Genomic DNA, 19,256 nt, shown 5'->3' on the forward strand with positions numbered 1-19,256 from the left:
GAGAGGGACGCGCCGAGTCGGACGTCGGTGTCACTCCTTTGTCGCAGCCATGCCTACGGCCTGCGCTGTCGACCGGTGAAGCGTCACGATCCGGCGAATCTGCGCGTCGGGGTCGGAAATCCAGTCCCCGCTCCAGAGGCGATACACAACCCAACCGCGCCGCTCCAGACGGGCCGTCCGCAGCCACTCACGCTCGCGGGCGGAGGGCGTCGCGAGGTAGACCGTGCTGCGATCCGTCTCGATCGCGACGAGCATCCGTCGCGAGCACCGTCCGCACCCTGCGGCTGCGTTCGTCGATGTCGCCGAGGCCGCGCCTGCGGACACGGGTGCGCCGGCGCGCGCGATCTCGACTGCGTCCTCACCCACATGCGCGGTGTCGCCGATGCGGGCTCCGAGGCAGTCGCCGGCGCCCGCGAGTGCGCCTGCGGGCGGGGTTGTGGAAGATGCGCTGGTGGCTGCGGTGGGAAGTCGGTCGCGGCTTCCGCCCCTGTCGACAACGGCATCCACCTCCACTCGCTCGCAGGCGCCCGCGTCCGCACCCGCACCCGCACCCGCACCCGCACCCGCACCAAGGTCTGCCGGACGGTCGGGGAGCGCAATCACGACACCCGCAGGTCCCCCGAATTCGTACATCGGGTCGAGACCGGCCGCCCTCAGCCGATCGAGGACGTCCGCATGAAACACGTCCGGACTGTCAACGTCGCACCCGTTGCCGCCGAGCCGCACACCCGCGACCGCCTCCACACGCGCCGGCGCCCCCGTGCCCGCTTCCTCGCCTTCGGATCTCCCACGACCGCACCCGCACCCGCCCGAGGCCGCGTGCCGCAACACCGCCCGCAACAGCCGGGCGCCGTGTGCGCGCAGTCGGGTGGGGTCGAGTTCGCTCGCCTCGAAGGCGGTCACCACGATCAGTCGCCGGCGTGCACGGGACACCGCCGACGCCACGAGTGCGTCCCCACCGGGCATGGTCGCCGCGCCGAATCGATGGATCAGCCGACCCTCACGATCCCGCTTTGCCCCGACGCTGAGGAGCACCGTGTCCCACTCACCCCCATGAAGGGCCGCCGCGCGACCCACCACGAGGTCCGGGTCCGAGCGCCCCGCCGGCAGCACGGCCCGGATACGGCGCGCCTGCGACCCACCCAGGGTGACAACGGCAACGCTCTCGTCGGGATGGCGCGCCCGGTACTCTCGCACCATCTCGACCACTGCCGCGACATCGTCCTCGACCGACACGATGTGCCGCACGGCCACCTCCCCGCGCACGCCCGAAAGTTCGGCGGCGGCCGCCCCGCCCGGGGGCACCGCGAGCCGTTCGTCGAGGGCACGGTGCGGGTAGCCGATCCGGATCGGCTCGACGAACCGGCTCACCGACGCGAGCACCGACCGCAGGTCGCCTTCGGAACCGGGGTCGCCGGGTTCGACGGGACCGTCCGGATCGCCGAACCCCGGCCCCAGGGGGTCACCGATCACCACGACCCGATCCGCCCGCAACAGCGCCGGGATCGCGTCGCGTTCGCTCACCGTCCCGGCATCGTCCACCACCACCAGGTCGAAGTGCGCACTGTCCGGCAATTGCCGCGCCGCACGCGGCGACGCCACGTGCACCGGCGCGCTTGCCGGCATCGCCTGCGACCACATCCACCCACCCGAAATTGCTACCGGCCCGGCTCCTCCCGCGCTCGCGGTCGCCGCCGCCCTCGTCCCGAAGCGATGCGCGTGCGCCTGCAGGCCCACCACCCCGCCGGGGTCGCCGGCGGTCGCGGCGTGTGCGAGTGAGGTGTACAGGAATCGCTCGTACTCGTCCGCGACCTCTTCCGCCGGCACCGTCCGCGCCGTCAGGTTCGCGACGAACGGGGCGAGGCCGGCGGTCGCCAGTCGGGCATACGAGCGACAGCGGTCCGCGAGTACCTCCGGCGACACGCCTTCCGTCGAGATCGATCGGGCGAGCCGGTCGAGGTGGGCCGCGATGTCGGGCAGTGAAGTGTCGGCAGCCAGGCCCAGGATCGGGAACAGGGTTTCGGTGTACGCCGCGAGCGCCTGCCGTTCGTGCTCGGAGTCGGCCCACGCCGGTACCATCGCCCGCAGGAACGCCGCCTCGGGCAGTCCGCCCGGCTGCTCACGGAAGAGCCGACGCAGGGCCCGCGCCTCCGCCAGCGCGAGTCGCGTCCCGCCCCGATCGATGCGGAAGCGAGTGTGCTCGCGCAGATGGCGGCGGACGGAGGGACGGCCGTACCAGTGCGTGGTCGCCAACAGTTGCCGGATCGAATACGGCCCGGCAAGGATCCCCGGATCGATGCCGACCGAGAACTCTCGCACCCGTTTGACGAGGGTCAGACACGCGGCCCACTCGGCCGGATCGCGTGGTTCGGGCCGATCGGGATGCAGCCGGGCGCGCCCCGCGGCCGCCCGAATCTCCTGGAAGCGGGCGCGTAGCTCGGCGAGTTCACCGACCGTGGTTCGCGCCTGTTCGGGAGTGTCGATCTTCACCCCATGCCAGACGCCGTCGCGCAGCCCGCCCGCGTGCGCGAAGCGCTCGAGGTCGCGCCCGAGCCGTCGCGCCTCGCCTGGATCGAGTTCCGCCGCGTGCCGGGGATCGAGTACAGGCCCACTCCACGGCGGCCGTCCGACGAGGTGGTCCTGGATTCCCCGCAGGGTCAGCCCCCAGGCGCCGAACGGCTCGACCATGGCGCGCCTGTGCCGATCCAACACCGCGCCGTCCTCGTCACCCGCCCCCTCGCCGGCGCCCCGCCTCCCGCCCGCACCCGCACCCGTACCCGCGAGTGGTACCCGTGCCCCGACCCCGGCATCGGCGAGCTCCGCCCACAACCGCCGCACGCCATACCGCTGTCGCGTCACCACGAGCACACGACCGCCGGTGTCGATCTCCCGTCGGATGATCATCGCGGCGGTCCTGGTCTTGCCCGTCCCGGCCGCGCCCACCACCACGAGGGCGGGAGGACGGGCGGACGCGGCGGCGAGGATCCGCAACTGGTCCGGGTCGGCGTCGCCCACCCACCCCGTCGCCTTCGCGTCGGGATCCGCCGCTCGCAGGGTCACCGTGGCCCCGGCCAAGGCCGCGACGACGCCCCCGCGAGCGGTGTACCAGCGATGCCCCGGATCGGCCGGCAACGGAAACCGTCCGTCCGCCCAACGCAGCAGCGCGGCACCGACGACCTCGTCCTCACCATGCGCCATGTCCCGTCCTCCCTGGGGAAGACTCTCCTCCCGGGTGGCACACGCCCGCAGCGGGCAATCCCTCAAACCGGGCCCCCGCTCGCCGATGCGGAACCCGCCCGGGCCACGGCGCGTCAATCGGCGCACGCACCGCGCCGGTGCCGCTCCCGAACGACCATCCGGCCCCGCTCCCAAGGCACCCCGACAGCCCCGTCACTCCCGATACAACCGCGCCACCACCTCCTCGATCGTCGGCTCGCGCACGGACACGTCCCGCAGTCCACCGTCGCGCGCGATCCTGGCGATCAACTCCCCCGCGGGCACCCCGTCCAGCGCGAAGGTGACCCGGCGACCGTCCGCCTCGACGCCCTCGACCGCGACCCCGGGCATGCGCACGTCCAGTTCGCGCGCCTCGTCCAGATCGACCACCACTCGCCGGCGCGAGCCGTAGCGCGTGTGCAGGGCCTCCAACGTGCCGTCGTGGACCACGCGCCCCCGGTCGATCACGATCAGGCGTCGGCACAGGTGTTCGATGTCGGCGAGGTCGTGGGTGGTGAGCACGGTCGTCACCTCGCCGCCGGCGCCGACGTCCGCAAGGAACGCGCGCAGCGACTGCTTGCTGACCACGTCGAGTCCGATCGTCGGCTCGTCCAGGAACAGCACGTCGGGTCCGTGCAGGAGCGCGGCGGTGATCTCGCCGCGCATGCGCTGCCCGAGGGAGAGTTGGCGCACCGGGGTGTCCATGAACTCGTCCAGTTCCAGCATCGCCCGGCATCGCTTCAGCCGGGCCTCGTGTTCGCCGCGCGGCACCGTGTACACCGCGCCCAACAGGCGGAACGACTCGCGCAGCGGCAGGTCCCACCACAGTTGCGAGCGCTGCCCGAAGACCACCCCGATCCGGCGGGCGAGCCGGCGCCGGCGGGGTACCGGCTCCAGTCCGCAGACGCGGATGTGGCCCGAGGTCGGGGTCAGGATCCCGGTCATCATCTTGAGCGTGGTCGACTTGCCGGCCCCGTTGGGTCCGATGTAGCCGACCATCTCGCCCCGTGCAATGCTCAATTCGACGCCGTCGACGGCGGACACCGTCCGCGTTTCCCGCCGCACCCGGCCGATCTTGCGTTTGATCGTGAATTCCTTGCGCAGGTCGCGCACTTCGATCATCGTGTCGGTCTGGATCATCGTCTCGGTCGCGGTGTCGATCACGATCCCGTACTCCTGTAGTGCCGAATCCCCGTCCGCCACACCAGCAGCGCGATCGTCCAGGCGAGTGCGGCGGCGGCCGGAGAGGTCCAGGCGAGCCAGTTCGGCCCGCCGAGCGGATCCGCGTGCCCCGTCAGGAACAGCGCGGGCTGATAGCCGACGAGCGCGAGGCCGACCCCGTACCCGAACACCCGACGCAGCAGCCCCGGGTAGATCGTCGCCGGATAGCGGGCGAACTCCTTGCCGCCGTAGGTGAACGCGTTCGCGATCTCGCCGGATTCGACGAACCAGAACGCGACGCAGGCGCCCAGCAGGAACACCGCCGCGAACAACGCGCAGCCCGCGAGCGGGGTGAGCGCGAGCATCAGCGCGCGCGCCGGTGTCCAGTCGATGTCGGCGTATATGAGAACCGCCACCAGCAGCACCGACGACTGCGCCACGCGCCCGACGCGGCGCAACGCGAAGTCGGTGGCGAGCAGTTGCGGCAGTACGCGCAGCGGGCGGATGAGGATGGTATCGAGCGTGCCCTTGCGGACGTATGTGGACAGGCGTTCGATGTTCCCCACCAGCAGGTCCGCGAGGTCGAACGCGAAGGCCGCGAGCGCGGACATCACCAGCACTTCGCGCAGCCCGAATCCGCCGACCGTCGGCGAGACGCGGAACACCACCAGGACCACCGCGGCCTCGACGAGCGTGCCCAGCGCGCAGGACGCGACGTCGATGGCGAACGACAACCGGTACTGGGTCTGACTGCGGATCTGGGCCCGCACCAGGCGCGCGTACGCCTGTCCGCCTCCCGGTTCAGCCACCCTGGATCACCAGCCTGTCGGTGGCGGCGCGCTGCACGCGCCACACGAGCGGGATCAGGATGGCGACCCACACCAGTTGCAGGACGACGCTGCCGATCTGCTGTGCGGGGCCGGGACGTTCGACCAGCACGTCGAGCGGGATCTGGAACAACCCGGGGAACGGGGTGGCGAACCACAGGATGGCCTGCCCCCACTCGGGCAGGAAGCGCAGCGGGAAGAAGGTGCCCGCGAACACCCCGGAGGCGAGCAGCCACACCGCGGTCAGGCCGCGCGCGTCGAGGAGCCAGAACGCGCCGAGGTTGACCAGATAGCGCAGGGTGAAGCTGAGCACTGTGCCCAGGGTCAGCGAGATCGCGAACAGCGGCACCGTGTAGAGGCGATGCGGGATGTACAGGGTGAACATCAGGCCGCCGGCGAGGACGGGGACGACCATGCGGGCGAGGACCGCGTAGGCGGCGCGCCCCAGATCGGCGGCCAGGAACGCTTCGAAGGGGTCGATGGGGCGCAGCAGATCGGCGGTCACGTCACCGCTGCGGACGCGGTCGGCGAGTTCGTTCCAGGACCACACGTGGACGACGCTGAGGATGCCCTGGCCGACCCAGACGTAGGTGGCGAGTTGCGTGGTGTCGTAGCCGCCGGGCCGGCGGCCGTCGTCGGCCAGGGCGCGCAGCAGCGAGTAGATCATCACACCGAAGACGATGTTGGTGAACAGTCCGGCGAGCGCCGCCTGGCGGTACGTGGACCAGCGGCGAAAGCCCGCGCCGAACAGCGCGCCGAAGCGGTACAAGCGGGCCCGGCGATCGGGCGCGCGGTCGGGCCGCAGCGGGCGCGCGGAAGCGAACGACATGGTGGAATCCCTTCCCCGGGCGGCGTGCGGCGTCGGCGGGGCCGAAACGGGCACGCGAGTCCGGGCATACCGGAGTGACCTCGGTCGGAGGCGTGGGGATGCTCACTCTTGGTTTCGTTGCGCCGAGTCTGATGCGTGACGAACGCCGACTCCGGCCCGCAACACCCCGGGCAAGGCGAGCAAGAATAGCGGACACGCGGGTACGTTTCACCCCGGTTTTACTCACCCGTCCGAGTGGGCACTCGATTTTTTTGCGCCAGGGGATGAACCGATCAGCCCACTCGTGTGACGATCGTGCCCATGGTGCAGCAGTTGGGCAAGGGACAGAACACGCCGGTGACCCCCGCGAAGGTGCGCGCGGTCCTCGTCTGGCGACCGGGGCCGGGTACACCCGGTCTGGATGCGTCGGCGCTGTTGTTGGGTGCGTCCGGTCGCGTCGCGAGTGACGCCGACTTCGTGTTCTACAACCAGCCGGCCCATCCGTCCGGCGCGGTGCGACACGTCGGCAAGGATGAGGGGACCTGGTCGCGGGACGCGTTGGAGATCGATCTCGAGTCGATGCCGGCGAGCGTGGATCGGGTGGTGCTCGCGGCGTCGGCGCACAACGGCACCTTCGCGGGCATCCGGGATCTGCACCTGCTGGTGAGCGACCCGGGGGCCGAGGTGGACCTGGTCCGGTTCGACATCGCGGACGCCACCGTGGAGACCGCGATGCTCGCGGGCGAGCTGTATCGCCGGGGCGGGGCCTGGAAGTTCCGGGCGATCGGGCAGGGCTACTCGACCGGCCTGGAAGGGCTCGCCACCGATTTCGGCATCTCGGTGACCGCGCCGCCGACGCCTCCCGCTCCCCCGCGGGTGCAGGCTCCGCCGCCTCCTCCGCCGGTGCAGCAGCCGCCGGCTCCGCCCCGGCTGAACGTCCGCAAGCCCGAGCCGGCGCCGCGGCCCGCCGCCACGCCGCCGCCGGTCACCCGGCAGTCGCCGGCCCCGAGCAACCCGGCCCGGCCGCCGGTGCGGCTGAGCAAGGTGACGTTGACCAAGGCGTCGCCGATGGTCTCGCTGAGCAAGGAGGGCATCACAGGGAGTCGGATGCGGGTGAACCTGAACTGGGTTCAGGCCGCTCCCGGGCGCGGCATGCTCAAGCGGCTGATGGGGCCGACGGACCTCGACCTGTGCTGCCTGTGGGAGCTGGCGGACGGCAGGAAGGGGATCGTGCAGGCGCTCGGCAACTCGTTCGGCTCGGCCGACTCGCCCCCGTATGTGTACCTGGATGGTGACGACCGCACGGGCGCCAATGCCGCCGGCGAGAACCTGTTCATCAACCTCGACCACAAGAGCAGCTTCAAGCGCCTGTTGATCTTCGCGTTCATCTACAAGGGTGTGACGTTCGACGACGCTCAGGCGGTGGTGACGCTGACGCCGGCGACCGGACCCGAGCTGGAGATCAGGCTCGACGAGACCGGCGGCGCGGCGCGGTCGTGCGCGATCGCGCTTGTGCAGAACCAGGGTGGGGATCTGACGATTCAGCGCGAGGTGCGCTACATCAAGGGCAACCAGGAAAAGGTCGACCAGGCATACGGCTGGGGCCTGCAGTGGCGGGCGGGCACGAAGGACTGACGCGGAAGCCGACGCCCGCGCCCGGCCTCGCGCACGTCGCGGGCACGGCCGCGGGCGCCTTCGCGATCGCGGACACGGTCGCGGGTGCGGGCGCCGTCCCGGTCACAGGGCGCGGGCGCGTCGGCGGTTGCGGTCGCGAGTGAGTCGGCGGTCGCGGGTGCGGGCGCCGTCCCGGTCACAGGGCGCGGGCGAACCACCGGCTCCGGGCGCGTCGGCGGTTGCGGGCACATCGCGGTCGTGGGCGGGTCGTCGTCGCGGGCGGGGGTTGGACACGGTCGCGGGCACTGTCGCGTTCACCCACGTGGGGGCGCCCGCAAGCGCAGGCGCAGGCGCAGGTGCGGACATGACCGCGGTCGCCGGCGCAGACGTATCCCCGTGCCCGCGGGAGCACCCTCGGGGCGGCCATACGGCACGTGCGGCCAAACGCAGTCGGCCTACGCCCACCCCGCCCCGTGCCCCCTCACGCGTCGTCGGGGTGTGTCCCCTCCGGTCGTACGCCGATGCCCGGCAGGTCGACGTATCCGCCCGACGTCCATGCCCGGGTGCGCAGTCTGCGGACGCCGTCGATGTCCCAGTGGGCGAATGCCTCCAGGATCGACTCGGCGGCCGCGACCGCGTGTTCGGCGCCGGGGCGCAGCCAGACCTGGCGTCCGTTGCCCGGCATGTTGCCGAGTTCGAGCCGGTCCTGTCCGACCCGGATCTCGGCCGTGTGCGCGGGTTCGGCGACGTCGCCCAGGACCAGCAGTACCGGTTCCACCCATCCGACCAGCGGCATGTCCACCACCAGCGAGGTCAGTACGCGCGGAAGCGCGTCGCGGAAGTCGGCCCAGTCGCGCGGGTCCGGCCCGAACGGCAGGAACAGCTCGGCCAGGCTCATGTCGGGCCGGCTGACGCACCAGATGTACGGCAGTGCGGCGAGTGATTGCGCGGACTCGAATCCGCGCCGTTCGAAGGCCTCGCCGGCGCGGGTGGGGAACAACTCCATCACCAGCGCCTCGTTCGCGTCGTCGCGCGAGAGCCGCAGGGTGATCCGGCGCGACCGCCACCGCAACCACGCGGCCGGCCCGCCACGCCAGGGCGCGGGCCCCAGCGTCGCGGTGAGCGCCGCGCCGAGCCGGGTGTGCGCGGCATCCAACTCCCGCCCGCGGTCGCGGACGTACGGGACCGTGCCCCAGGCGCCGATCCCGCCGCCGCCGTAGGCGTACTGGCCGGGCACCACGGGGCCGTGGAGGCCCGGTGTCGGCGGCGGCGGATCCACGCGGACCGGCAGCGGAGCGGTCAGGCGTACGCATGGCGCGCCCTCGGCGTGCTCGCCGGGATCGCCCCGGCACAGCAGTCCGGGGATGCCGGTCTCGATCACCAGGCGCCCGTCCTCGTCCCGGCGGGTCTCCCAGCCGAGCCGCCCGGCGGTCTCCTGCAGGGCTTCGACGGACCAGTCCCCCCACTCGGCGCCTCGGGCGGCGAGCAGCGTTCGAGCGAGTGTGTCGGCGGCAGGCATCACGGAGACGGCCATGCTCGACATGGTCACAGCACACGGGTCGATCGGACCAGACCCTTTACCGATCCGCGCTCGAAAAGATCGTCGACGAACCCGCGTTCCCGCGGGCCCGCCGCGTCCCGAACCACCCCGGTCGTCCGGGCCGACGACCGACCTTGGCCGCCGGCCGGCGACCGCGGTCCGCCGAGCCCCGGACACCGAAAACCAGGCACCGAGCGCCCACCGCCGAGTACCACCCGCCGAGCCCCCGTCAGAGCAGGCTGGTCTCCGGATACTTGCCGCTCGGCGTGACGATCGTCCCGGCATTGCCCCGCAGGATCTCCGCGGCCTGATCCAGCGCGCCGATCGCCGCCATGTCACCGGTCATCTCGACGAACCGGCAGATGGCGTCGACCTTGGGCCCCATCGACCCGGCCGGGAAGTCGCCGGAGCGCAGTTGCATGGGCGTGGCGTTGGCGATCTCCTGCGCGTCGGGCTGCCCGAATCCGCGCATCACCCGGGGCACGTCGGTGAGCAGCAAGAGCGCGTCGGCGTCGAGGGCTTCGGCGAGCAGCGCCGCGGTGAGGTCCTTGTCCACCACGGCCTCGACGCCGGTGAGTTGGCCGAGTTCGTTGCGGACCACGGGCACGCCGCCGCCGCCCGCGCACACCGCGACCGCGCCGGAGGCGAGCAGTTGGCGGATCAGCCGGGTCTCCACCACGCGCGCGGGTTTGGGCGAGGGCACCACGCGGCGCCACCACTTGCCGTCCTGCTTGACGATCCAGCCGCGCTCGCGGGCGAGCCGTTTGGCCTCGTCCTCCTCGTAGACGGGGCCGACGAACTTGGTCGGGTCCTGAAAGGCGGGGTCGGCGGTGGAGACGAGGGTCTGGTTGATCAGTGAGCACACCTGGCGGCCGGGCAGCGCGTTCTGCAGCGACTGGAGCAGCCAGTAGCCGATCATGCCCTGGGTCATCGCGCCCAGCACGTCGAACGGGTAGGGCTGGCTGAGCGACTGGTCGGCGGCGGATTGCAGGGCCAGTACGCCGACCTGGGGGCCATTGCCGTGGGTCACCACCAGTTCGTGCTCGCGCGCCAACGGGGCCAGCGACTTGACCGCTTTTTGGATGTTGTGCAGTTGGATGTCCGCGTCGGGCTTGTCCCCGCGCTGAAGCATCGCGTTTCCGCCGAGGGCGACGACGACGCGCATGGTGGATCCCTTCGGTCCGGGGCGACGATCGCGAACGGCGGTCGGCCGATCGCATCGTCGCGGCACAGCGGGATGAATGGGGTGTTTCGCAACCACGCGCGGCCCGGGTACCGGTGGTCCGGTGCCCGGGCCGCGCCGATCCTTCTGCCGCGTGTCAGTCGCCGAGGGTGGCGACCATGACGGCCTTGATCGTGTGCAGGCGGTTCTCGGCCTCGTCGAAGACGATCGAGAACTCCGATTCGAAGACCTCGTCGGTGACCTCCAGCGCCTCCATGCCGGTCTTTTCGAAGATGTCCCGACCGACCGCGGTGTTGCGGTCGTGGAAGGCGGGGAGACAGTGCATGAACTTGACCTTGGGGTTCCCGGTCGCCTTCACCACGTCCATGTTGACCTGGTACGCCTTGAGTTGCGCGATCCGGGTGTCCCAGACCTCCTTGGGCTCACCCATGGACACCCACACGTCGGTGTAGAGGAAGTCCACGCCCCTGACGCCTTCGGCGACATCGGTGGTGTGGGTGATCGTGGCCCCCGTCCGGACCGCGATCTCCTTGGCCTTGTCGACGATCTCCGGATGGTTCCACAACGCCTCGGGCGCCACCATGCGTACGTCCATGCCGAGCATCGCGGCGGTGATCAGCAGCGAGTTGCCCATGTTGTTGCGGGCGTCGCCGAGGTAGGCGAACGAGACGCGGTGCAGCGGCTTGTCCGAGTGTTCGCGCATGGTGAGCATGTCCGCGAGCATCTGCGTGGGGTGCCATTCGTCGGTCAGGCCGTTCCACACGGGCACGCCCGCGTACCTGCCGAGTTCCTCGACGTACTCCTGCTTGCTGCCTCGGTACTCGATGCCGTCGTACATCCGGCCGAGCACGCGCGCGGTGTCCTTCATCGACTCCTTGTGGCCGATCTGTGAGCCGCCCGGGTCGAGGTAGGTCACGCCCGCGCCCTGGTCGTACGCGGCGACCTCGAACGCGCACCGCGTACGGGTCGAGGTCTTCTCGAAGATCAGCGCGATGTTCTTGCCGACGAGGCGCTTTTGCTCGATGCCCGCGTACTTCGCGGCCTTCAGGTCCGCGGCGAGGTCGAGCAGGTGATTGAACTCCTTGGGCGTGAAGTCCAATTCCTTGAGGAAGTTGCGGTGACGCAGATTGAAGGCCATGGCTCCGGGCTTCTCTTCGAACGGGATCGGGGGATCCGGGGGATCGGGGATCGGGGAGCCGTCGGACACGGGGGGTTCGACGGATCGGACGAGGGTGCACGACGGTCGGGCGACGGTCGTACGGATCGGCAAAACGCCAGGTTAGACGGCCTCGCGCTCGACAGGGCAACTCATGCAGCGCGGTCCGCCGCGGCCGCGGCCGAGTTCGCTGCCGCGGATGGTGACCACCTCGATGCCGTTCTTGCGCAGGAAGGTGTTCGTGGTGACGTTGCGTTCGTAGGCGAAGACCACGCCGGGCTCCACGGCCAGTACGTTGCACCCGTCGTCCCATTGCTCGCGCTCGGCCGAGCGCACGTCCTGGGTGGCGGCCAGGACCCGGATGTCGGACAGGTCCAGCGCGCTCGCGATCGCCTTGTGCATGTCGTGGGCGGGGTGGTCGGTGACCTTGAGCGCCTCCTCGTCGTCGCCCGGTTCGATCGTGTACGAGGGCAGCATGCCCATGCCCGCGTACTTGGTGAACGTCTCGCCGTCGAGCATCGTCATCACCGTGTCGAGGTGCATGAACGCGCGCTTCTTCGGCATGCTCAGCGCCACCACCTTGGTCGCGGAGCCGTGTTTGAACAGCGCCCGCGCCAGCGCCTCGACACCTTGCGGGGTGGTGCGCTCGCTCATGCCGACCAGGACCGCGCCGTTGCCGATGACCAGGACGTCGCCGCCCTCCATCGTCGCGGGGAAGCTGCTCTGGCCGGGGTTCCACACGTTGAAGTCGCCCTTGGCGAAGTTCGGGTGGTAGGTGTAGATCGCCTCGAAGTGCACCGTCTCGCGCCGGCGGGCGGGCATCGTCATGGCGTTCACCGCGACGCCGTCGTAGACCCAGCACGAGGTGTCGCGGGTGAAGATGTGGTTGGGCAGCGGTTTGAGCACGAAGTCGTCCACGTCCATGGTGTGGAAGGCGACGCTGCGTGGCTCCTCCAGGTATTCCAGGATCTCCCGCTTGGTGATCCCGCCGACCAGGTAGCGCACCAGTTCGTTGACGTCGAAGCCCTCGAACAGGCCGCGCAGTTCGTCCACCGCGAGCAGGCCGAACTCGCGTTCGTCGAAGACCCGGTCCAGGACCATCTTCTTCGCCGGCGGCTCGCTCGCGAGGGTCTCGCGCAGCAGGTCGGTGAACAGGTGTACGCGGATGCCCCGATCGCGCAGCGCGTCCGCGAAGCCGTCGTGCTCCTCGCGGGCCCGCTTGACCCACAGGACGTCGTCGAACAGGAGTTCGTCCTTGTTCGTCGGGGTCAGGCGTTTCATCTCCAGGTCCGGGCGGTGCAGGATCACCTGCTTGAGACGACCGGTCTCCGACTCGACGTGGAACCCCATGGAATGGTCCTCCTGACCGTTGCGAACTGCGGTGTAGGTGCCGGTCGTCGGGACCGGGCAGGCTTGCGGATGGTGTTTCCGGTTCGTGCGGACACGATGCGCGCGCCGGGCGCGCACCGCGCTAGTGCCCGCGCATGTCGACGGTGATGTCCGCCGGCTCGGTGGGTGGCGCCTCGGCGCCGCCGGGGCCGTACTCGCCGCGCGCGGCCTTGACCCAGATGTAGACCGGGATGCCGAGCAGCAGCATGATCAGGCTCTTGAGCACCGCGTCCGAGCCCGCGCCGTAGACCATCCACAGCGTGAACACGAAGCCCACGACCGCGATGGCCAGGTCCTTGGCCAGTGCCGCGCGAGAGACCGGGCGCTCGCGGGTGACCAGCCAGAACAGTTGCGCCGACGCGGAGAACAGGTACGGGATCACGGTGGTGACGGTGGCGAGCAGCAGGATCGTCTCGAAGGCGTCCTCGGACCACAGGTAGTTCACCGCGACCACGACCGAGGTCAGCACCGTCGCGACGAGGATGCCGAACGCGGGCACCCCGGCCCGGTTGACCCGGGCGAACGGGCGGGGGAACATGCCGTCCCCGGCCGCGGCGTACGGCATCTCCGCGCACAGCATGGTCCAGCCGTTGAGCGCGCCGATACCGGAGACGATCGCCATCGCGGCCATCAGGCCGCCCCAGACGCTCCCGCCGAACATGTTGTTCAGCGCGTCGGAGAACGGGGCGGAGGAGTCGACGAGTTCGCCGTGCGGCACGTTGCCCATCACCGCGATCGTGCTCAGCATGTACACCGCGGCGCAGGCGAGCGTGCCCAGGATCGAGGCCCTGCCGATGTTGCGTCGGGGGTTCTTGACCTTCGCCGCGGCGACCGAGGCGGCCTCGATGCCCGAGTAGGCGAACACCACCAGCGCGGCGGAGACCTGGAGGGCGCCGAGGAAGCTCTTGCCGCTCGCGTTGAACGGGCCGAAGTTGGCGTTGTCGATGAAGAACAGGCCGACGATGGCGACGAACATCAGCGGGACGAACTTGAGCACGGTGGTGACGACCTGGAACAGGCCCATGTTCTTGACGCCGGACAGGTTGATCAGGGCCGGGATCCACAGGCCGACGAGCGCGATCGCGATCTTGCCCGGTGTGGAGTCCCAGTGCAGGAAGTAGTTGACGTAGCCGACCCAGGCCACCGCGATGCCCGCGTTGCCGGCCCACGCGGTGATCCAGAAGGACCAGGCGTTCAAGAAGCCCGGGAACTCGCCGAACGCCTCGCGGGCGTAGGCGTACGGGCCGCCGGCGGCGGGGACGCGGGCGCCGAGTCTGCCGAAGATCGCGGCAATCGCCAGCGCGCCGACGGTGACGAGGCCGAAGGCGAGGATGCTGATGGTGCCGTACTTGGCGAGCGTGGCCGGCAGCAGGAAGATCCCGGTGCCCACCACGCCGCCGATCACGAGTGCGGTCGCCTGCGGCAGACCGAGGGTGCCCTGGGCCGGGTCCGAGTCGTCCGCCGCGGGTCGGGGCGCCGACGTGACGGTCGGGGACTTGGGGTCCACCGCGTGGCTCATCGCTGCTCCTCCGTGTGTCGAGGCGAACCGGCGTCGAGTGTGTTCGGCACCGTTTTCCGCCACATTCGGATCCTGCATCCAAACCCGGGTCCCCGACCTCCGACACAGGTCCCCACCTGCGGCGACGCTCGGACCGATCGGCCCGGGACCTTCGACCCGCCGCGATCGGCACATGGCTTTGAAGCGACATACCCGAAGTTGCCGGCATTCACATACAAAAAGGGCGGTATCCGCTTCCTCGGATACCGCCCTTGCTGCGAACAGGTGACGTGGACTCAGAGTCGCGGGTCCACCGGTTCCGATTCGAGCGCGAGTACGGCGAAGACCGCCTCGTGCACGCGCCACAGCGCCTCGCCGGACGCGAGCCGCGCCAGCGCCTCCGCGCCCAGCGCGTGCTCGCGCAGTGCCATCGAGCGCTTGTGGCCGAGACCACGATCGCGCAGCCGGTCGAGGTTCGCCGGTTCGGTGTAGTCGGCGCCGTAGATGATCCGCAGGTACTCCGGGCCGCGGCACTTGACCCCCGGCTGCACGCGCCGGTTGGCGACTCGGTCGGCCTCACCCGCGAGCGGCTTGACCACCATGCCCTCGCCGCCGGTGGAGGTCAGTTCGGTCCACCAGGCGATGCCGGCCGCGACCTGCTCGTCGTCGGTGACGTCCACGACCAGTCGCCCGGTGGGCGCGAGCAGCCCCGAGGGGTCGGCCGCGACCAGCCGGTCGGCGAGCGCGAGGTGCCACTCGTGGTCGCGGTCCAGGTAGGCGCCGCCGCGGCCGGCGAGCACCTGGAACGGGGCGAAGCGCAGTCCGGTCAGGCCGTCGGTGGGCCAGCAGTACCGGCCGTAGGCGTCCACGAACGCGCGGGCGTTGGCCGTGCGTCCGGCGATCCGGTCGGCCAGGTCCCCGACGTCGATACCGCGTTCGAGTGCACGCGCCAGCGCGGCGCCGGCGACCGGCAGCGCGGCGGTCGCGGCCGCGCCCACCGACGCGTACTGCTGCCGCAGCAGCTCCTGCGCCTTGGCCGACCAGGGCATCAACTCGGCGTCGAACAGCAACCAGTCGGTGTCCAGTTCGGCCCACAGGCCGGCCGCGTCGATCGCCCCGCGCACGCGGTCGAGGAAGCCGTCGGTGGTGGTTTGGTCGGGGAAGAAGCCGCGCCCGGTGCGGGTCCACACCGCGCCCGCGCCCATTCCCTCGTCCACGCCGAACGCCTCGCGTGCGACGGCCTCGTCCCGGCACACCAGGGCGATCGCACGCGAGCCCATGTGCTTCTCCTCGCAGATCACCCGGGTGACGCCGTCCGCACGGAACTGGGCGAACGCCTCGGCCGGGTGTTCGAGCAGACCGGGCAGCGTGCTCGTGGCGCACGGCGCCATCGTCGGCGGCAGGTAGACCAGCCAACGCGGGTCGATGGCGAATCGGCTCATCACCTCCAAAGCTGCGGCCGCGTTCTCCTGGCGCACCGTCACCAGGCCGGCGCCGGCGGTCTCGATGTGCCGGCGACCGATCCCGCCGGGGGCAAGGTCCAGCACGTCGCCGAGGTCGAGGGCGCGCCCGTCGCGACCGCCGGGGGCGGCGGAGACGAGCGGTCGCACCGGCTCGTACCAGACCTGCTCGGCCGGTACCGCGACCAGTTCGCGCTCCGGCCAGCGCAGCGCGGTCAACGCGCCGCCGAACACCGCGCCGGTGTCCAGGCAGATCGTGTTGTTCACCCACACGGCGCGCGGCGTGGGCGTGTGACCGTAGACCACGGTGGCCTTGCCGCGGTATTCGTCAGCCCACGGGTAGCGCACCGGCAGGCCGTACTCGTCGGTCTCGCCGGTGGTGTCGCCGTACAGCGCGAAGCTGCGCACGCGCCCGGACATCCGGCCGTGGTACTTCTCCGGCAGGCCGGCGTGGCACACCACGAGCCGACCCCCGTCGAGCACGTAGTGGCTGATCAGGGATTCGCAGAAGTCGACGACCTCGGCGCGGAACTCCTCGCTCTCCGCGCCCAGTTGTTCGAGCGATTCGGCGAGGCCGTGGGTGGTCTTGACCTGGCGACCCTTGAGCGCGCGCACCAGCTTGTTCTCGTGGTTGCCCGGCACGCACAGGGCGTGTCCGGCGCCGACCATGCCCATCACCAGGCGCAGTACGCCGGGCGTGTCAGGCCCGCGGTCGACCAGGTCGCCGACGAACACGGCGGTGCGGCCCTCGGGGTGCGCCGCGTCGACCGGTCGCCCGGCCTCGTCGCGGGTGAGCGCGTATCCGAGTTCGACCAGCAGCGACTCCAATTCGGCCCGGCAGCCGTGGATGTCGCCGATCACGTCGAACGGGCCGGTCAGGTGTCGCAGGTCGTTGTAGCGGCGCTCGTGGACGATCTCGGCGCGCGCGACCTCGTCGGTGCCGGAGAGCACGTGCACCTTGCGAAAGCCTTCGCGCTGGAGACCGCGCAGCGAGCGGCGCATGTCGCGGTGTTGGCGCTGGATCACCTGCGGGGGCAGGTGCATGCGGTCCGGGCGCTCGGCGTTGCGCGCCTGGCATTCGTCCTGGGGTATGTCCAGCACGATCGCGACCGGGAACACGTCGTGGTCGCGGGCGATCCGGACCAGTTGCGCCCGGGCCTCGCGCTGCACGTTGGTCGCGTCCACCACGGTCAGCCGGCCGGAGGCGAGGCGCATGCGGGCGACGTGGTGCAGCAGTTCGAACGCGTCGCCGGAGGCCGACTGGTCGTTCTCGTCGTCGGCGACCAGGCCGCGGAAGTAGTCGGAGGAGAGCACCTGGGTGTGCTTGAAGTGGGTGCGGGCGAAGGTGGACTTGCCCGCGCCGGTGGTGCCGATCAAAACCACCAGACACAGGTCGGGCATGGTCAGTGCGCGGCGGGCGCTCGCGTCGTGGGTCATGCCGTCGCTCCGGTGCCTTCGTCGTCGGTGGGGGTGGTGGCGGGGGTGTCGGTGGTCGCGGGGGTGTCGCCGGTGTGGGTCGCCTCGCCCGCGCCGGCGTCGGTACGGGTGAACACGACCATCTGGGTGGAGGGGCCGACCTCGGGGTCGACCTCGCCGACCGGTTCGAAGCGTGTCGTGTAGCCGTAGATGGCGGCCGCTCGTTCGGCCCAGGCACGAAACGTCGCGCGGTCCCATTCGAAGCGGTGGTCGCCGTGGCGCATGGCGCCGGCGGCAAGGCCGTGGCCGCCCGGTTCCTCGGCCGCGTAGCGGACGTTGTACTCGACGTTGGGCGTGGTGACCACGACCGTCGCGGGTCGGGCCGCGCCGAGCACCGCGTGCTCCAGGGCCGGCAGACGCGGTTCGTCCAGGTGCTCGATCACCTCGCACAGCACCGCCGCGTCGTAGCCCACGAGCCGCTTGTCGGTGTAGGTCAGCGCACCCTGGATCAGGCGCACCCGATCGCGCTGCCGCTCCGACATCCGGGCGAGCTTGAGCTTGCGCTCGGCGATGGTGAGCGCGCGGACGGACACATCGACGCCGACGATCTCGCGGAAACGCGGTTCCCTGAGCAGGGCCCCGATCAACTTGCCGTCGCCGCACCCGAGGTCGAGCACCCGTTCGGCGCCGGCCGCCCGCAGGGCCTCCAGGATCGCGTCCCGCCGCTGCCGGGCAAGCGACAGGCCGGCCCCGCCGGCGACCTCGACCGCAGACGCGTCCGCAGGGACGGAGGTCCCGCTCGCAGACGACACGCCACCGGTCGCGGGCACAGACGCAGGCACAACACCCGACGCCACAGGCACGGACGCACCCTCCGCAGGCGCACCCGCAGACGCGACGCCCGGGCTCTCAGGCGCAACCGCAGGCGCAACACCTGCGGTCTCAGCCGCACCCGCACCCGCACCCGCAACGCTCGACACCGCAGGTACGGACGTAGCCGCCGCAGGCGCACCCGCAGGCGCGGTGCCCGAGGTCTCACCCGCACCCGCGGGTGCAAGACCCGAGGTCGCGGGCACGGACGCAGCGGTTGCGGGCGTCGGCGCACCCTTCGCAGGCGCGTGCCCCGCAGGCGCAGGCGCGGCGCCGGCGCTCGCGACCGCAGGCCCCGCCGGTCCCTGCTCCGGTTCCTCGTCCGGCTCGTCCGGTATCGCGTTGTCCAGGTCTTCCGGTGCGGTCTCGTCGACTTCGGCCAGGCGTTCGATCGCGCTGCGGGTGAGAGTGGGTCGGCGTGCGAGGTATCGGCTCGCGATCAGGTCACGGTCCGGGTGTGCGGCCAGCCAGCCCTCGCCGGCGCGGAGCAGCTTGTCCACCTCGTCCGGCGCGACCCAGTAGTGCTTCGCGTTGTCCAGCACCGGAAGCAGCACGTACAACTGCCGCAGCGCCTCCGCGAGCGGCATGGTGCCGGTCAACGCCAGCCGCACGTAACGCGACTCACCCCACTCCGGGAAGCCCGCGTCCAGCGGCACGGTCTCGGTCCGCACCTGCCACCCCAGCGGCTCGAACAACCGCCGGACCATCTCCTCGCCCCCGCGCGCGGACAGCGCGGGCACCTCGATCTCCAGCGGCAGCGCCATCGCGGGCAGCTCGGGGCGCGCGTCGCAGCGCCCCTGCATCGCGGTGCGAAAGACCGTGCCGAGCGCGACCGCGAGCAACGACGAGGCGGCGTAGGGCCGGTCGTTGACGTACTGCGCGAGCGTGAGGTCGGGCGAGCCCTTGGCTCCCTTGCCCCGCTTGACCCCGCGCGTGAGCGCGATCGGGTCGACGTCGAGCAGCAGCGCCGCGGTGCAGCGCGCCTCGTCCGCCTCGGGGTAGAAGACGTGGGCCTCGCCATAGGTGGTGGAGAACCGCTGGGCCTTCCCGGGATGCTTGTGCAGCAGGAAGCCGAGGTCGGTGGCGGGCCGATGCGTGGTGGCGATGGTCAGGAACAC

The 19,256-nt window shown here is 71.1% G+C and carries 12 protein-coding genes; 1 reads left to right on the plus strand and 11 read right to left on the minus strand.

Translation table 11 applies throughout. The features are described 5' to 3' along the window. Nucleotides 1-30: 30 nt before the first annotated feature. From B4N89_RS06515 to B4N89_RS06530, 4 genes are all read right to left on the minus strand, one after another. Nucleotides 31-3,198: an ATP-binding protein gene (locus tag B4N89_RS06515; protein ID WP_078974910.1), complete on the minus strand. Its 3,168-nt coding sequence runs from the start codon at nucleotides 3,196-3,198 to the stop codon at nucleotides 31-33. A 192-nt stretch (nucleotides 3,199-3,390) separates the two neighbouring features. After that, nucleotides 3,391-4,338 carry an ABC transporter ATP-binding protein gene (locus B4N89_RS06520; protein ID WP_078979152.1) on the minus strand — a complete coding sequence of 316 codons (948 nt, stop codon included), beginning with the start codon at nucleotides 4,336-4,338 and terminating at the stop codon, nucleotides 3,391-3,393. Nucleotides 4,339-4,376: 38 nt separating this feature from the next. Further along, nucleotides 4,377-5,186: an ABC transporter permease gene (locus B4N89_RS06525; protein WP_078974911.1), complete on the minus strand. Its 810-nt coding sequence runs from the start codon at nucleotides 5,184-5,186 to the stop codon at nucleotides 4,377-4,379. Next, the gene (locus tag B4N89_RS06530) at nucleotides 5,179-6,033 is read right to left on the minus strand and encodes an ABC transporter permease (protein ID WP_078974912.1); all 855 of its coding nucleotides are present in this window, start codon (nucleotides 6,031-6,033) and stop codon (nucleotides 5,179-5,181) included. The genes B4N89_RS06525 and B4N89_RS06530 overlap by 8 nt, the downstream gene beginning before the upstream one ends. Before the next feature lie 300 nt (nucleotides 6,034-6,333). Between B4N89_RS06530 and B4N89_RS06535 the strand changes: the two genes are divergently transcribed. Next, on the plus strand, nucleotides 6,334-7,647 hold the full coding sequence (locus B4N89_RS06535; protein ID WP_078979153.1) for a TerD family protein: 1,314 nt from the start codon (nucleotides 6,334-6,336) through the stop codon (nucleotides 7,645-7,647). Between the two features lie 460 nt (nucleotides 7,648-8,107). Here the strand turns inward: B4N89_RS06535 and B4N89_RS06540 are convergent, their stop codons facing one another. The 7 genes from B4N89_RS06540 to B4N89_RS06570 form a co-directional block, all read right to left on the minus strand. Continuing rightward, complete coding sequence (locus B4N89_RS06540; protein ID WP_143657875.1) at nucleotides 8,108-9,160, minus strand: hypothetical protein; 1,053 nt, start codon at nucleotides 9,158-9,160, stop codon at nucleotides 8,108-8,110. A gap of 235 nt (nucleotides 9,161-9,395) precedes the next feature. Next, complete coding sequence (gene arcC, locus B4N89_RS06545; protein ID WP_078974914.1) at nucleotides 9,396-10,331, minus strand: carbamate kinase; 936 nt, start codon at nucleotides 10,329-10,331, stop codon at nucleotides 9,396-9,398. A 154-nt stretch (nucleotides 10,332-10,485) separates the two neighbouring features. After that, the gene (gene argF / locus B4N89_RS06550; protein ID WP_078979154.1) at nucleotides 10,486-11,487 is read right to left on the minus strand and encodes an ornithine carbamoyltransferase; all 1,002 of its coding nucleotides are present in this window, start codon (nucleotides 11,485-11,487) and stop codon (nucleotides 10,486-10,488) included. A gap of 141 nt (nucleotides 11,488-11,628) precedes the next feature. Beyond that, nucleotides 11,629-12,855: an arginine deiminase gene (locus B4N89_RS06555; protein WP_078979155.1), complete on the minus strand. Its 1,227-nt coding sequence runs from the start codon at nucleotides 12,853-12,855 to the stop codon at nucleotides 11,629-11,631. Nucleotides 12,856-12,976: 121 nt separating this feature from the next. After that, nucleotides 12,977-14,413, minus strand: coding sequence for an amino acid permease (locus B4N89_RS06560; protein WP_078974915.1), 1,437 nt, complete (start codon nucleotides 14,411-14,413; stop codon nucleotides 12,977-12,979). Between the two features lie 275 nt (nucleotides 14,414-14,688). Continuing rightward, nucleotides 14,689-17,289: a polynucleotide kinase-phosphatase gene (locus B4N89_RS06565; protein WP_078974916.1), complete on the minus strand. Its 2,601-nt coding sequence runs from the start codon at nucleotides 17,287-17,289 to the stop codon at nucleotides 14,689-14,691. Further along, nucleotides 17,286-19,256 carry a 3' terminal RNA ribose 2'-O-methyltransferase Hen1 gene (locus B4N89_RS06570; RefSeq protein ID WP_078974917.1) on the minus strand — a complete coding sequence of 657 codons (1,971 nt, stop codon included), beginning with the start codon at nucleotides 19,254-19,256 and terminating at the stop codon, nucleotides 17,286-17,288. Before B4N89_RS06570 ends, B4N89_RS06565 begins: the two co-directional genes overlap by 4 nt.

The sequence above is a fragment of the Embleya scabrispora genome (assembly GCF_002024165.1).
In the GTDB taxonomy this organism is placed as follows: Bacteria; Actinomycetota; Actinomycetes; order Streptomycetales; family Streptomycetaceae; genus Embleya; species Embleya scabrispora_A.

Bases quoted from the DNA above. Each gene is read 5' to 3' on its own strand.
- B4N89_RS06515 (WP_078974910.1), bottom strand. From the start codon at position 3,198: ATGGCGCATGGTGAGGACGAGGTCGTCGGTGCCGCGCTGCTGCGTTGG.
- argF (WP_078979154.1), bottom strand. From the start codon at position 11,487: ATGGCCTTCAATCTGCGTCACCGCAACTTCCTCAAGGAATTGGACTTC.
- arcC (WP_078974914.1), bottom strand. From the start codon at position 10,331: ATGCGCGTCGTCGTCGCCCTCGGCGGAAACGCGATGCTTCAGCGCGGG.
- B4N89_RS06530 (WP_078974912.1), bottom strand. From the start codon at position 6,033: ATGTCGTTCGCTTCCGCGCGCCCGCTGCGGCCCGACCGCGCGCCCGAT.
- B4N89_RS06565 (WP_078974916.1), bottom strand. From the start codon at position 17,289: ATGACCCACGACGCGAGCGCCCGCCGCGCACTGACCATGCCCGACCTG.
- B4N89_RS06535 (WP_078979153.1), top strand. From the start codon at position 6,334: ATGGTGCAGCAGTTGGGCAAGGGACAGAACACGCCGGTGACCCCCGCG.
- B4N89_RS06560 (WP_078974915.1), bottom strand. From the start codon at position 14,413: ATGAGCCACGCGGTGGACCCCAAGTCCCCGACCGTCACGTCGGCGCCC.
- B4N89_RS06540 (WP_143657875.1), bottom strand. From the start codon at position 9,160: ATGGCCGTCTCCGTGATGCCTGCCGCCGACACACTCGCTCGAACGCTG.
- B4N89_RS06555 (WP_078979155.1), bottom strand. From the start codon at position 12,855: ATGGGGTTCCACGTCGAGTCGGAGACCGGTCGTCTCAAGCAGGTGATC.
- B4N89_RS06520 (WP_078979152.1), bottom strand. From the start codon at position 4,338: ATGATCGAAGTGCGCGACCTGCGCAAGGAATTCACGATCAAACGCAAG.